General features: G+C 48.2%; 12 protein-coding genes. All 12 read left to right on the plus strand.

The features are described 5' to 3' along the window. The first annotated feature begins 220 nt into the window (after positions 1 to 220). The 12 genes from PQG83_RS17530 to PQG83_RS17585 all read left to right on the plus strand — a co-directional run bounded on the left by PQG83_RS17530 (position 221) and on the right by PQG83_RS17585 (position 14825). A complete protein-coding gene (locus PQG83_RS17530) occupies positions 221 to 1507 on the plus strand; it encodes an ATP-binding protein (protein ID WP_312743853.1) in 1287 nt (428 codons plus the stop codon). Next, positions 1504 to 2967: an ATP-binding protein gene (locus tag PQG83_RS17535; protein ID WP_312743856.1), complete on the plus strand. Its 1464-nt coding sequence runs from the start codon at positions 1504 to 1506 to the stop codon at positions 2965 to 2967. Before PQG83_RS17530 ends, PQG83_RS17535 begins: the two co-directional genes overlap by 4 nt. A gap of 120 nt (positions 2968 to 3087) precedes the next feature. Beyond that, a complete protein-coding gene (locus tag PQG83_RS17540) occupies positions 3088 to 4935 on the plus strand; it encodes a PAS domain S-box protein (protein WP_312743859.1) in 1848 nt (615 codons plus the stop codon). 287 nt (positions 4936 to 5222) lie between these two features. Then, the gene (locus tag PQG83_RS17545) at positions 5223 to 5999 is read left to right on the plus strand and encodes an HDOD domain-containing protein (protein ID WP_312743862.1); all 777 of its coding nucleotides are present in this window, start codon (positions 5223 to 5225) and stop codon (positions 5997 to 5999) included. Positions 6000 to 6352: 353 nt separating this feature from the next. Then, a complete protein-coding gene (locus tag PQG83_RS17550) occupies positions 6353 to 8605 on the plus strand; it encodes a transglycosylase SLT domain-containing protein (RefSeq protein ID WP_312743865.1) in 2253 nt (750 codons plus the stop codon). A 49-nt stretch (positions 8606 to 8654) separates the two neighbouring features. Further along, positions 8655 to 8888: a cell division protein ZapB gene (gene zapB, locus PQG83_RS17555; RefSeq protein WP_312646122.1), complete on the plus strand. Its 234-nt coding sequence runs from the start codon at positions 8655 to 8657 to the stop codon at positions 8886 to 8888. 16 nt (positions 8889 to 8904) lie between these two features. Then, positions 8905 to 9198: a cell division protein ZapA gene (locus PQG83_RS17560; protein ID WP_312743868.1), complete on the plus strand. Its 294-nt coding sequence runs from the start codon at positions 8905 to 8907 to the stop codon at positions 9196 to 9198. Between the two features lie 705 nt (positions 9199 to 9903). Then, positions 9904 to 11466, plus strand: a complete 1563-nt coding sequence (gene rny / locus PQG83_RS17565; RefSeq protein WP_312743871.1) for a ribonuclease Y — start codon at positions 9904 to 9906, stop codon at positions 11464 to 11466. 20 nt (positions 11467 to 11486) lie between these two features. Then, positions 11487 to 12266, plus strand: coding sequence for a TIGR00282 family metallophosphoesterase (locus PQG83_RS17570; protein WP_312743874.1), 780 nt, complete (start codon positions 11487 to 11489; stop codon positions 12264 to 12266). A 9-nt stretch (positions 12267 to 12275) separates the two neighbouring features. Next, positions 12276 to 13619, plus strand: a complete 1344-nt coding sequence (xseA, locus tag PQG83_RS17575) for an exodeoxyribonuclease VII large subunit (protein WP_312743879.1) — start codon at positions 12276 to 12278, stop codon at positions 13617 to 13619. Between the two features lie 111 nt (positions 13620 to 13730). Then, positions 13731 to 13976, plus strand: coding sequence for an exodeoxyribonuclease VII small subunit (gene xseB, locus PQG83_RS17580; RefSeq protein WP_312743882.1), 246 nt, complete (start codon positions 13731 to 13733; stop codon positions 13974 to 13976). Between the two features lie 66 nt (positions 13977 to 14042). Continuing rightward, positions 14043 to 14825: a TlyA family RNA methyltransferase gene (locus PQG83_RS17585; RefSeq protein WP_312743885.1), complete on the plus strand. Its 783-nt coding sequence runs from the start codon at positions 14043 to 14045 to the stop codon at positions 14823 to 14825. The last annotated feature ends 3 nt before the right edge of the window (positions 14826 to 14828 follow it).

Below are 14828 nucleotides of genomic sequence, written 5' to 3' on the forward strand. Positions count from 1 at the left end.
TCCTTTTTGGAAGGATATTTGTGAATTAGGGGATGGCGTCTCTTTACAGAGTGCGCAATATGTCGGCGTGAATTCGCATGGTCCCGATAATGAATACCATGGATGTTCAAGGCGAAATTTCAGTCGTCCACCGTGGACTGCTATTTTTTTTCGTTGATGAGCTATTTCTCCTTCATGATTGATCTTCTCTCCTTATCCCCTTCATGTGATGGCCCACGGCATGTCGGAATTTAATAGGCAGGTGCTTTCAGAATTTCCGCTTCTTCGTATGGGGATCGTGGGACTTCAGGAAAGGGATCTTCCCCCATCCTGTCAAAGGGTGTTGGCTTCTCGGGGTTCCATGCTTCAGATCACCTGGTTTGACTATACCTCAGTGCATCTCTCCTGTTTTAACTCTGACAACCCATTTGATCTCATTTTCGTGGACTGTCGCGTGAAGCGGAGGGGAGAGGAGATTGCGCGCGATATCAAAAAAACCTTTGGCAATGCGTTCATTTTGGGATTGATCCATGATGATATGCACGATGGGGAGGGAATAAACGAACCGGCTATTGATTGGCTGGTAAATGAGCATATGGCGGGTGTCGCGATTCCCTGGGCCATTCAAGAGGGGTTGGTTCGACGTCGGGATTTGATCGAGCGGGAACAATTGCGCAGGCAGGTGGAGGATGCCTCTTATAAAATTGAGATGGCGGATGTCGCCTCAACCGTGTTGCACAATGTGGGTAATGTGCTCAATAGCGTCAATGTGGCGGTGCATGTGGTCCATGAGTTGCTTAATCAGTCTTCAGTGATTTTGGTTCATCGAATTGCGGAACTATTAAAGCGGCATGATGAGAATTGGGAAATTTTCCTCACTCAGGATCCAAAAGGAAGGCGGATTCCACCGGCGATTATGAAATTGGGGAGCCACCTCATAGAAGAGCAACAGACGGTGCTAAAAGAATTGGAAGGTCTGGCTCGCAATATTGATCACGTGAAACAAATTATCATTTCACATCAGACGATGGCGAAGTCTCGGGGCACCAGCGAGGCTCTCTCTGTAGTGGAACTTTTGGACCAAGCGGTGGAGTTAAGTTTTCAACCTGGGGATGCGAAGTGGATCAGGATCAAACGAGACTATCAGCCTGTCCCGGCTGTTGTAACCGATCGGCATCAGCTCCTTCAAATTCTCGTGAATCTGCTACGAAATGCTAAACAGGCGATGCAATCAAAGGACGGAGTTGACCACCAGCTCACCATACGAGTCGAAGTTCGGACCGATGATGGATTTTCCGTTGTCATCACCATTCAAGACACGGGCATAGGAATTGCGCCTGAACATTTGGCCAGAATGTTTACTCGCGGTTTTACGACAAAACACGATGGCAATGGGATTGGTCTGCATAGTTCGATGGTCAAGATTCATCGTATGGGTGGATTGTTGCAGGCTCATAGCGAAGGGGTTGGCGCCGGCGCAATCTTGACGCTGATCCTTCCGGTTGAGGCAGAGGTCGGACAGACATGAATCCCGTCTGTACTCTTAATCGACGGATCTTAGTGATCGATGATAGCCCGAACGTTTTACAGGATTTTCGGAAAATTCTGTGTCCCGCCATAAGGTTCATTTCCGATGCGTGTTCGGAGGGGAGTCATGATCTTTTTGATGAGCTCTTCCTGCATCATGGAAAAGAACCCTTCGATCTCGATTGTGTGGACAATGGAGAGTCAGGGCGTGATCTGGTCACGCAAGCTAAGGCGGAGGGGTCTCCCTTTGCGGTGGTGTTCTTGGATGTCCAATTGCCCAATGGCTGGGATGGGTTTGAAACGGTTGAGCGAATTTGGAATGAGGATTCTGACGTACAAGTCGTATTGTGTACGGCCAATCTTGATTGTGGGTGGTCAGAGGTATTGCCTCGCTTAGGACGCCGGGATCAATTATTAATTTTACGTAAGCCCTTTGATCCGATTGAGGTGTGGCAATTGTCTTCGGTTTTGACGATGAAGTGGCATTGGGCTCAGCAGGCCCGGTTGCGGGTTCAGGAACTCGAGCAGATCGTCATGACGCGCACGGGCCTCCTTGAAGATACCAACCGTCGTTTGGAGCAGGCTTTGCTCAGGCGACAAGCGGTTGAGGTTCAGTTGGCTCAAGCGATCCGTGATGTCGAAGAACGCACTCTCGAACTTTCTGCTGTCCGTGACCGTGCGTTGAATGAAATTCATGAACGGGAACGGGTCGAAGTCATATTGCGTCACAAAACCGATGAATTGGCCAGGTCGAATCGCGACTTGGAGCAATTTGCGTCGGTTGCAGCCCATGATTTACAGGAACCGCTTCATTCCATCCAGGTATTCCTTGATCTCTTACGGCTGAAGTATGGATCAGCTCTTACCACTCATGGTCTGGGGTACGTTGATCGCGTCAAAAATGCGGCTGGTCGTATGCAACAGCTGATTCAAAGCCTGTTGGTGTATTCCAGGGTCGAGTTGCCGCAAATGGCAGAGGAGAAGCTTGTCTTGCGGGAGTTGGTTGAGGAAATCCTATCGGATCTCGGCGCCCGAATCGAGGAATCGCGGGCTGTCGTTCAACTTGGGGAATTACCCGTCATTTATGGAAATCCGATTCAAATCAGACAATTGTTACAAAATTTGCTGGGCAATGCCTTGAAATTTCATCAGCAGGGGGTGCCACCTGTCATTCGTATCACAGCAACGATCATGCAGGATCGACGTCACACAGGTTCAGGCCAGCATGGGAAGCTTTGTCAAATCGAAATTCATGATCAGGGAATTGGTATTCCGCCAGAACAGTTCGAACATATTTTTGGGATGTTTAAGCGACTTCATCGGAAAGAGGAATTCGAAGGGACAGGGATGGGGTTAGCAGTGTGTCAACGTATTGTCGAGCAGTGCGGTGGAGCCATCTCCGTTCGTTCCAAGCCGGGAAAAGGATCAACCTTTATAGTCACGCTTCCCATTCCGCGATGAGAAGAGTGGACGGCCAGTTCCAAAGATGACCCACAGAGCTTTACCGATTGGGAGAAGCATAGATTGCTGGCATTTGCTTTGTGAATATTGGGAAGAAATTTTTAAATTTCATTATAATTTATGGCACCGATTCCTGCGCATCGCCCTGTATTACTAATTTGGACGCATCCCGAAATCCAGGTCTTGTTGCGCGATGCATTGTCTGCGCCGTCTGTGGATGTCCGGCCGGTAGAAAGCTTATTAAGTGACAATAGTATTGTAAGCTCCGGTGTTCAGCCATATTTACCGCAGTTCACTCTTGTCAGCGTGGAAATGGGGCCTCAGGCATTAGCGACGTTCGCAGAGGCTCAAGCTGCCAACAATCGTTTTGCACTCGTTGTGATTGAGGGTCGTTCAGGGGATTGGGAGATCGTGCGAGATCTGGCTGAGGAGTTGTGGAATTGTGATCAGACCTTACGGTGCATCTTCTGTCTTCCCTCTAATCGCACATCCTGGCCCCATCGACTGGTTGTGAGCCGGCCCGAGCAATGGGCGATACTTCGGGTCCCATTTCTTGGAGAGGAGGCCTTTCAATTAGCCAGTTGTTTGAGCCTGCCGTTACCGAAACCCGTGCCGCCTGCGTTTGATAGGGCAACCGACTCTGAGGAAATCAGTTGCTCCTCTACCCCCTATCTGGATATTGATGCCCCTAATGGCGAAGAGGCGACAGGGGCATTGGCATCTGCACGTGGCGAATTAGCCGCTTCCAGATATTATGTTGAGAATATTCTCAGATCGATGGCCGACTCTCTATTAGTCATTAACGCCGATATGACCATCGGAGCGGTGAATCCTTCTTTGCTAAACCTTTTGGGTTATCAGGAGAATGAACTCATTGGGCAGTCGCCCGGCTTGATTTTTGGCGAGGAATTTTCCCAAGGTGCTATTATCGAAAATCTTTTACTTCAAGGATCGGTGAGTGGTGTGGAGTCCAGTTTCCTGACTCATGAGGGACAGAAAATTACCATTTCCGTCTCTGGTTCGATGATGCAGGATTTGCAAGGGCAATTTCAGGGGTTGGTATGTGTTGCTCAGGATATCACTGAACGAAAACGGATGGAAGAAGAGAAGCTGCAATTGCATGAGCAGTTAATGGAAACCTCAAGACAGTTGGGAATGGCCGAAGTGGCGACGGGTGTGCTGCATAATGTTGGGAATGTGTTAAATAGCATTAACGTATCCATCGGGGTCATCACAGATCTTTTGAAAAATTCGATGGTGGGGGATGTAGGTCGGATCTCACAGTTATTGGATAAGCATCGTGAAGATCTGGGAACGTACTTATCGCAAAACCCCAAGGGGAAACAAGTACCGCATTATTTGGGGAAATTATCGGGGCAATTGAAAGAAGAGCAGCGAGTGGCACTGTTGGAATTGGAGCGCTTGAGGGAGAATGCCGGGCATGCCCAGCAATGTGTTGCAGCCCAACAGGATCTGGCTAAGCCCAACGGGATGACGGAACAGGTAGGTGTACCTGAGGTGATAGCGGAAGCTCTGGCCGTGAATCAAAAGATGTTGGAGGAGACCAACGTGGCGGTGATTCAAGAGTTTCAGGAGGTGCCACAGCTCAACGTGGATAAGCATCAACTCCTTCAAATTTTAGTGGATGTCATTCGCAATGCCTGTCAGGCCATGGAATCGGCTGCCCAGAGGCACTTAATTGTGCGTATCAAGCTCATCGTTGGCCCTCCGGATTCTCTTTGCTTGGAAGTTCAGGATACCGGCAGCGGGATTCCTCCCGACGACATTACGAAAATTTTTGGTCAAGGGTATAGCACCAAATATGGAGGACGGGGCTTGAGTCTGCATCACGGTGCGTTAATGGCAAAAAATATGGGCGGGGCGCTTCGCGCTCAAAGTGAGGGTTTGGGGCAAGGCGCCACATTTTTTCTAGACCTGCCAGGGAATTTTCATTTTCCCGATTTGTAACTTCTTCTATCCAGCGAATTCCATCGTTTTTTCTGGCCGTCTCTTCATGAGCGTTGTGTTGTTCTGTTGCCTCTTCCTTTTGTTTGGCATTTTTCTTGGACTGTCTTACGGATTCCTACCTCAAGAGTCTGTCTGGTGAAACCGAGAAAATTTGAAGGAGTGATAAAAAACTTCCAGCCCCCTGCAATTTTTCTGTGTTTCCTGGAGTATCTCACGTGATTGAATATTGGCATCAAACCGATGATGACTTTTGGAAGGGGGAGGGAGAAAGGACTCATGAAAATCGGATGTCTTCGTTTCATACTGGAAAGCTACTGGCCCCCTGGTCCAGACCTTTTTCACCGCGGTTACTGATGGGAAGGCATACAACATTTGATGAGCTTCCATCTCAAGCGTCACCTTATCTTCACCTTGAGGTGGAAATGCATGTGCAGGCAGTAGCGGGTGATGCGGGAATGATTCCGGTTGATCTGGAGCGTGCGTTAGGCCTTGGGATCGAAGTATTTCTTTTATCCGAGGGATGTGCAGTAGAGTCTTCGTGTATTGCCGCCTTGTGGCGGCATAGCCTCAGAACGGGATACCTGGCTGCACGGATTGCCATGAATCAGGAATCGAATTCACGCATGGTCTGGCAATCGTTTGTGGGAGGGGTGCTTCATGATATTGGCATGCTTGTGTTTTTGACTCAGCATCCGGAGGTATTTTCGACGGTTGTAGAGACATCTCAATGCCGAGGAGGGAGCTTGGCGGAGTTGGAAAGGCGGGTTTTAGGATATACTCACGGGGAAAGTGGAGCCACTTTCCTGGCGCGATGGGGTATAGATGATGTGTTACTGACCATTGCGGCGTTCCATGATGATCCATGGAAGGTTCCCCATGCAACCTTCGGCTCTTTGACGGCGGTGTATGCCGGAAATTTTGTTGAGGGAGGAGGGATCGCTCAGGATGGGGATGGAGTCATTGGAAGAGAAGGAGAAGCCTATTTAACCCGTTTAGGTCTGTGGGAAGATCTACCGATTTGGCAAAGCTGGATGCCAAGTATTCCGAAACCGGCGATTCATTGAACCCTCGCATCGCTCAATTTAGTATCCGACGGTCGGCATGCCCCCCAATGTCCCGCCCATATTTTCGGAGATGTTTATCATTAACCTTCGTTAGTATTGGCCTCGTCATAATCTTTTCTTCTTTCTTTAGTCTGGTCTAAAATTCCGGAATTCTTTGGGTTCCCATTGCCAAGAAGAGGGTGTAGGATTTGTCTGAAGAGTGTCTTCCCGAGTTATCGAACTGAGGGGAATGAAGGTCAGCCATCCAGGTGGCTTGATTTATCGCTTTACTGATTGAAATTTTCTGGCATTCTGGTGATTGTATGCAGGACGAATACTGGGTAAGCTGGTAGATAATGATATTGAGGAAAGTCATGAAGATTCTGTCGATACATCTGCTTGTCGGAGTGTTCGTGGGAGGATGCATCCTTTTCCTTCCTCAGACCGTCGTCTCCTTGGACCCTCCTTCCGCCCCGTGTCAAAATTCTGATGGATGTGTCGCGCGATTTCTTGAACAACTAGAATCTTCCGGAACTGGTCCTGGAGCCCGCTTGGATCATGCCAAGTTTTTCAATGAGTTTGTCGCAGCCAATGATAATTCCGCTTTGGCCAAACATGCCGGGATTCGTTATGGATATTGGCTTAAGGAATCCTCCCCTCTAGAGGCCATTACTCTGTTGCAAACCTCTCTTCATGATTTCCCTATTCTGAGAGATTATCTCACCTTTTGGATCGGGCAGGCATACGTCCATGCTGGTTTGGGGAAGGAAGCAGCAGAGGCATTTCAGCAGTTTAGTGAGCATTTTTCAGATTCATTGCTTCGAGCTGATGCACTCTATGCTGGTGGGGATGTTTTGGCAAACCTGGGGGATTGTGAAGCCGCTCTCTCCATGTGGTCTCAGGCTCTCAGTATAAAATCTGACCATCCCAAATCTGCAAATGCCTTCTTTCAAATGGGTCTATGCTTTGCTCAGATGGGAGAACGTGAAAGGGCTGTTGAGATTTTCCGTGAATTATGGTGGAAATTTCCCTTAGCCCCGGAGCGGGTGCAGGCTGAGTCGTGGCTACGCCGGGAAGTGGGTTCTTTGTTTTTACCCTCACTAGACGAGCGATACAAGCGTAGCATGGCATTATATAATGGCGGGGCTTTAGAAGAAGCCGTACAGGAGTTTCAACACATTACGTCTCTCTCTCCTCCCACTCCTCAGCTTTTTCAGGTCCAATATACCATGGCCATGGCCTTAGTTCGTTTAAAACGCTATGACCAGGCAGAAGGGATTCTGACCTCACTATCGCGTTCCTCTTCCCCCAGAAGAGATGATGCATGGGTCTGGTTGGGGAGAGTGTATTTGCGTCAGGGGAAAGGGCCAGAATTAGAGGCTCTTGTCGGAGCCCTGGCAACTGAAAAAGTAACAGGTGATCAGCAATCATTGCTCCTCACCTTTTATGGCATTTGGTTGGAAGATCATGCGCGTTGGCTAGAGGCTGGGAAGGCCTATAAGCGGGCAGCGGCTGTGGCTCACACGCTGACGCAGAGGTTGGATGCGCTTTGGCGAGTAGGGTGGATTCATTATCAACAGAAACAATTTCTTGAAGCCATGGAAATGTTTCAGGAGATTATCCAGGCAGTTGGAACTCCCCAAACCGATTCTTCTCTGCATGCGGCTTCACAGGCCTTCTATTGGCTGGCCCGTGCCCAGGAACGTCTTGGGCAGATGGAACCCGCGCGAGAACGTCTAAAAAATCTAAGCCAGGACTACCCCTTTACCTACTACGGGCAATTGGCGGATATTCGACTCGGTCCCACGGAATTTTCGACTAAACAATGGGCGGTGTTGGCATCAACAGACATAATGAATGTGGAGACGTCAGCTCATCTTCAGCAGGATATCCATTATCAAAAAACTCTAGAGTTACAAACCCTTCGCCTGTATAAGGAGGCAGTCAAGGAGCTTGAGGTTGTTTTTACCCGCTTCGGAGCGGATCCCAAAGCCTTTCCTCAATTGGTCTCGTTAGCAAGCGAAATTGGGGCCTACGACGTCGGGATTCGATTATCTATTCGTCATTTTGGCGGGACGTTGCGGAAAGGCCAGCTTCATTCCTCGTCTGCCGCCTGGTTGGGAGCTTTTCCCATGGGCTACCAAAGTGTCATTCAATCGTTTGCCCCCAAGCATGTGGATCCGTTTTTAGTCGCGGGGCTTATACGAGAAGAAAGTCTTTATAGTGCTCGTGTTGTCTCACCGGTCGGTGCGATTGGCCTGATGCAGCTCATGCCAGAGACAGCCAAAAAAGTTGGTCGTCAATTGGGATTACAGGATTCCGATTCTGATCGAAAGGGCCTGAATGAGCCAAACCGCAATATTCAATTGGGGACGTATTACCTGGGGCAATTACTGAATGAATTTCAGGGCAATATTATTTATGCAGTAGCCGCGTATAACGCTGGACCTCAGGCGGTCAAACGGTGGGTTGGGCAAAATGGTCATCGAGATCCGGATGAATTCATCGAGCTGATTGGATATCGAGAAACCCGTGGATATGTGAAACGCGTGCTTGGAAGTTATCGAATTTATCGGACATTGTTTGGGGATGCCTGCCGAGGTGTTTCTCTTGACAGGTTTTGTTGAACGAATTATAGTCCGCCTCGTTTGACCTTGCGAATAAGGAGGCGTGCACGTGAGCGTAGAGAAATTAGAAACGTTGGAGGTTCGAGTTAAGAAATTACTCGATCTGGTCATTGAACTACGGCAGGATAAATCCCATCTTGAACAGGAGTTGGAATCGACTCGGGAACGGCTGGCCAAACACGAAGAAATGTCTGAAGGATGGGAAGAGGAGCGAACCACGATTCGATCCAGAATTGAAAAAGTACTCGGCGAGCTTGAATTTTTAGACCGTTCAAACGATTAATCTACAGGACTTAAAAATGACGAGGACCATTGAAGTGGAAATCTTTGGTCATCGAATCTCTCTCCAGGGAGAGGGAGATGAGGCGTACTTTCATGAGTTGGCCGGGTATGTTGATGCGCAAATGCGTACCCTCGCCCAAAAAACCCGAACAAGCACTCCCACAAAGCTGGCTATTTTGGCCGCAATTAACATTACGGATCAGCTCTTTCGACAGGAGAGACACCGGCAGTTTGGAGAGGCTGAAATTGAGCGACGGACTCAAGTCCTACTGGAAACGATAGAAAAACACCTCGCGGCCAACCCGCATTGACCATTCTCTCCTGCATTTCCTCTTGTCCAGGGTTAAGGTATTACCTTTGAAATCAATTGGTTGAAGTGCTTCGTTCCATTGGTTGGCGGAATGATGTCCGTCTATTCCCATTATTCAACTGGCACATTATTGAAATTCCTCATCGTCTTCTGATATTTTACTTTTCATAAGTTATTGAATTTCAAAGAAAGAAAGGAATATCCCTCTTGTGGAGGGAATTTAACTGGAGGCCCACTATGACAAGTATTTTCATAGTCATTGTGGGTTTTTTGTATGATGGGATTGTACGAGGTAGGGAAATTTTATTTAAGGGCAGATTGAATTCTTGGAAATCGTTGTTTACGAGACAAATTGCTCATTTCTATTCGAATGGCTCGCCTTCTGATCTAAAAATTTTAAATTTTTGGCCTGTGTTGTATCCATGTTCTTCTAATTCAAGCAGTAACTGTGAAGACTGGATTCATTGGGTGAGTCCTTTGCGTGTTGCTATGGGCCCTTTTGGCTTAAAGAGTTGCCCTATTTCTCCTCCTCCTCGTTTTCTACAAATATGGGCCTTCTGTCCTATCAGATAGGCTTTTCTCCAGTTTTTGTTTTCCTTCCTTTTCTGATTTTCCCCTGTGGTTTTGCGGGTTTGTTTCCGCCTAATAGAGGGAAGATAAATCTTTCTCGTGATTGTGACATGAGGAAACGAATAGGAGCTAACAAATGGACACGGTAATTCCCATACTGGCAGTGGTTATCGGGCTTTTTCTTGGATTTGTGTTATCGAAGGTGTATCAGCAACAGAGAGACTTGAAGCGTCGGTCAGCAGCTGAAGAGCAAGCTCAACAGCTCACCCAACATGCTCAACGAGAGGCCGAAAATCTGGTCAAAGAAGCAAAAATCGAAGTAAAAGATCTGCTGTTTCAAGCCAAGTCTGAACTTGAAACAAAAGAAAAGGAAAAGAGGAATGAGATTCAAGCCGCGGATCGAAAAATCATCCAGCGGGAAGAGGCCCTCGAGCGTAAGATCACCCAATTTGAAAAACGTGATGAGGAGATGCGACGAAAAGAGCGTTCCCTTAAGGAGAAGGAAGAAGCTCTGGTCAATAAAGCTGCTGCGTGCGACCAAGCCATTAAGGAGCACCGGCTTGCCCTGGAGCAGGTGGCAGGAATTACGGCCGAGGAAGCCAAGCGCCAGTTGTTGGGTGAAATTGAAAGTGAAGCACGAATGGATGCGGCGTTGTTAACTAAAAGAATTTTGGATGAAGCTAAAGAAACCGCTGAACGAGAGGCCAGAGAAATTGTAACCCGGTCGATACAGCGGATCACAAGAGATTACGTCAACGAGGCCACGATTTCAGTGGTTCCTCTCGCAAATGATAGTATGAAGGGAAGGATTATCGGTCGCGAGGGAAGAAATATTCGGGCTTTGGAGGCGGCAACCGGCGTTGATCTTATTATTGACGAAACCCCGGAGGCAGTGATCGTGTCCGGCTTCGATCCCCTTCGGAGGGAGGTCGCGAAAATTGCACTTGAACGCCTCATGCAGGATGGGCGCATTCATCCGACTCGGATTGAGGAAGTCGTAGAAAAGGTCAAAGGCGACTTAGATAAGTTAATGAGAGACGATGCTGAAAAAGTCATCTTTGAAGTCGGTCTTTCAGATTTTCACCCTGAGATTGTCAAATTATTGGGTCGTCTGAAATATCGAACCAGTTATGGCCAAAATAATTTATATCATGCCAGGGAAGCATCATACATCTGTGGGATTATGGCTTCAGAGCTGGGGTTAGATGTGAAATTGGCTAAGCGTGGAGCCCTTTTGCATGATATAGGAAAAGTGGTTAGCCATGAAGAGGAGGGTACTCATGCGATGCTCGGGGCGGAATTGGCAAAGAAGTATGGAGAGTCGGAGCTCATTGTGAATGCCATTGCTGCCCATCATGAACAAGTTGAGCCGCTTTGTCCTGAATCGGTATTAGTGGCTGCGGCGGAAGCTCTTTCGGCCGCCCGCCCGGGTGCCCGACGCGAAACTCTCGAAGCCTATGTCAAGCGATTGGAAAAGCTGGAATCGTTAGCTACTGGGTTTACAGGGGTTGATAAGGCCTATGCCATTCAGGCTGGACGTGAAATTCGGGTAATAATTCGTCAGGGAGAATTAAACGACAGTGAAAGTTTTGCCCTGTCTCGAGATTTGGCCAAAAAGATTGAACAAGAACTGACATACCCTGGACAGATAAAGGTGACAGTCATTCGAGAAAATCGCTTTATCGAATTTGCCAAATAGCTCTGAAAGTAAAGGAGATCATGAACGTACTGTTTATCGGAGATATCATGGGAGAGCCTGGCCGTCGGGTAATCTTAAAACATCTGTCAAAGGTCATTCAGGAGCATCAGATTGATCTGGTTATTGGCAATGGGGAGAATGCGGCAGGTGGGTTTGGCATCACCCAGGAAGTGGCTGAAGACTTGTTTGATTTGGGTCTTTCAGTCATTACACTGGGCAATCATGCCTGGGATAAGCGTGAAGCGTTAGAATATCTGCAAAAAGAGCAGCGCGTGATCCGTCCCGCGAATTATCCTGATGGAGTTCCAGGAAAAGGTACGTGTGTTGTAGAAACCATTCATGGGGAGCGTCTAGGGATTTTACAACTTATGGGGCGAGTGTTTATGCCAATGGTGGACTGCCCTTTTCGAGTTGCGGAACGCGAATTGGCTCAATTAACGACACAGACTCACTGTATTCTCGTGGACATGCATGCCGAAACCACCTCAGAAAAAATGGCAATGGGGTATTTTTTAGACGGGAAGGTATCTGCGGTCCTTGGAACGCACACGCATGTTCAAACTGCTGATGAACAAATCTTACCTCAGGGAACGGGATATTTAACCGATGTCGGAATGACCGGCCCTGTTCAATCCGTCATCGGGATGAAACCAAACTTGGTGATTCAGAAATTTTTGACCCAACTTCCGAAAAGATTCGAAGTGGCGACCGGACCTTCTGTTTTAAGTGCCGCAGTGTTAAATCTTAATTACTCAACCGGAAAAACCACTCACATCACGCGCCTTCGTGTGTTTGAGTAAACTATCTCCGTGCCAGGGCTTTTTCCTTCAGTACTTACCGTTTCGGCACTCACCCGACAGATTCGTTCAACGTTTGAACAAAATTTTCCTCCACTCTGGGTTGAAGGGGAAATTTCCAATCTTCGCTGCCCGTCGTCGGGACACCGGTATTTTACCCTGAAAGACCAATCGAGTCAGATCAGAGCTGTGCTCTTTCGCAGTCAGGTCGAACGCCTGAAATTCGGGCTTCAGGAAGGATTGGATGTCTTTGTTTTCGGTCGGCTTTCAGTGTATGAACCACGTGGAGACTATCAATTACTCTTAGAGGTAGTTGAGCCCAAGGGCATTGGTGCGCTGCAATTAGCCTTTATTCAACTGAAAGCAAAGTTGGAAGCCGAAGGATTATTTGAAGCTTCGGGAAAAAAGGTACTTCCTCTTTACCCGCATCGGATTGGTCTGGTGACGTCACCTTCCGGTGCTGCAATCCATGATCTGCTGACCATCATTCATCGTCGCTGGCCTTTTGCGCAGGTGCTGATTGCTCCTGTTCCCGTGCAAGGGGATGAAGCTGCCGGACACATCGCTAATGCTATCTGGGTGCTCAACCAATTAGGCAAACTGGATGTGTTAATTGTCGGGCGTGGTGGAGGATCGTTGGAGGACCTCTGGGCATTTAACGAAGAAATTGTGGTGAGGGCTATCGCCTCTTCCAGGATTCCGGTGGTGTCCGCTGTTGGCCATGAAACTGATCTGACGCTCGCAGATTTAGCTGCTGATTATCGGGCTCCCACTCCCTCTGCTGCGGCAGAGTTGGTGGTTCCGGATTCCTCAACGGTGAGGCATCATTTGGGGCATCAACGAGTACGATTGGAACGGTCCATGAGGAGCTTATGTGTCGCGGGGAGAGGGCAAGTTCAGGAAATGACCGGACGATTGCCTGAGCCTAGACTCGTGCTTGGACAATTTGTGCAACAGGTGGATGAGTTAGAGCGGCAACTCTATGCAAAAATGAAACAATGGTGTCGAAATCTCCAGGTGCAATTGCTGAAGCATCAGTCCTCAATTTGGGAGAGGAATCCCCTGATTGACATTCATCGGGAGCAACGGGCTTTGGGTGACCGAGGAATTCGGCTTGTACGAGGTATGTCGGGATGCGTTCTTGATAAACGCCATCAAACAGAATTGTGGATGTCTCAGCTGAATCAATTAAGTCCCCTTGCGGTTTTGGCGCGAGGGTATAGCATTGTTCACAAGCTGCAAAATGGAAAAGTTGTAAAGCAATCAACAGAAGTTTCTGTGGGAGAGTCTGTACGCGCCAGACTTCATGAAGGCGAATTGATTTGTCTGGTAAAGCGTACCCATCCTTCAACGTAAGAAATTTTCTTTCGCTTCATGTTCCGCCATGGCTATAATACAGGTCAGGTTCAAAGATCATAAACCCATGATACAAGAAAACTGAATCGCTGATTATCTCGGACAATATTTATGGCTGTACTGAAATTTGAAAAAGCACTGTCTCGCTTGGAAACTATTGTGGCCGAGTTGGAGCGCGGGGAGCTTTCCTTGGATGAATCCTTGAGGATTTTTGAGGAAGGAGTCAAGCTCTCAAAAACCTGCCTGAAAATGCTGGATGATGCAGAACGCAAAGTGGAGATCCTTGTGCAAGACAAGGATGGAAGAAAGCGTATACAGGCTTTTTCGATTGAGGATTCCAATTCACCAGAATCGTAAATTTTCTCCACGACTCTCTCTTTCAATACGTGATCTTCGCATTGTCTGCTTCATGGGCATGAACATATGAAGGCTGCTCACCCATCAGCTCCTTCCCGGAGACCTTCAAAAGAAAGACTGGATTCCCTTGTCCTGAATCAGGAATTGGTCGCAAGCAGAGAACAGGCCTCCCGACTTATTCTTGCCGGTCGAGTGAAAGTCGATGGGGTCCTTATTGATAAGCCAGGAAAGCTGGTTGCGACAACTGTTTCGCTGGAATTGACGAAGCCGGAATGCGCGTATGCCAGCCGAGCCGGTGAAAAGCTGGCACCTGCCTTGGATGCCTTTTTTATTTCCTGTTCAGGCTGTGTGGTGATGGATGTGGGTGCCTCTACCGGGGGGTTCACGGATTGTGTGTTGCAACGTGGCGCAAATCGAGTCTATGCCATTGACGTAGGGTATGGGCAGTTAGATTGGAAGCTGAGAACGGATCCTCGTGTTGTGGTCATGGATCGTTGCAATATCCGCCATTTGTGCCCCCAAGATATCCCTGAACCGGTTGATTTGGCGGTAATCGATGTTTCATTCATTTCCCTACGTTTGGTATTGCCAGTGATTTTGCCTGTCCTGCGTGATCAGGCATATCTTGTCGCATTGGTCAAGCCGCAGTTTGAAGTCGGGAAAGGACAAGTCGGAAAGGGAGGCATTGTCCGTGATGAACGATTGCGTGAGCAGGTGAGGGACGGTTTTGTGGATTATGTCCGTAGCCTTCGTCTCGACGTCATTGGTGTCATGGATTCGACCCTACTGGGAAAAAAAGGAAATAAAGAGATGTTGGTGGGAATGAAAAAACGAAACGATGAGTACTGAAGG

The organism is Candidatus Nitrospira neomarina (assembly GCF_032051675.1).
Taxonomy (GTDB): Bacteria; Nitrospirota; Nitrospiria; order Nitrospirales; family UBA8639; genus Nitrospira_E; species Nitrospira_E neomarina.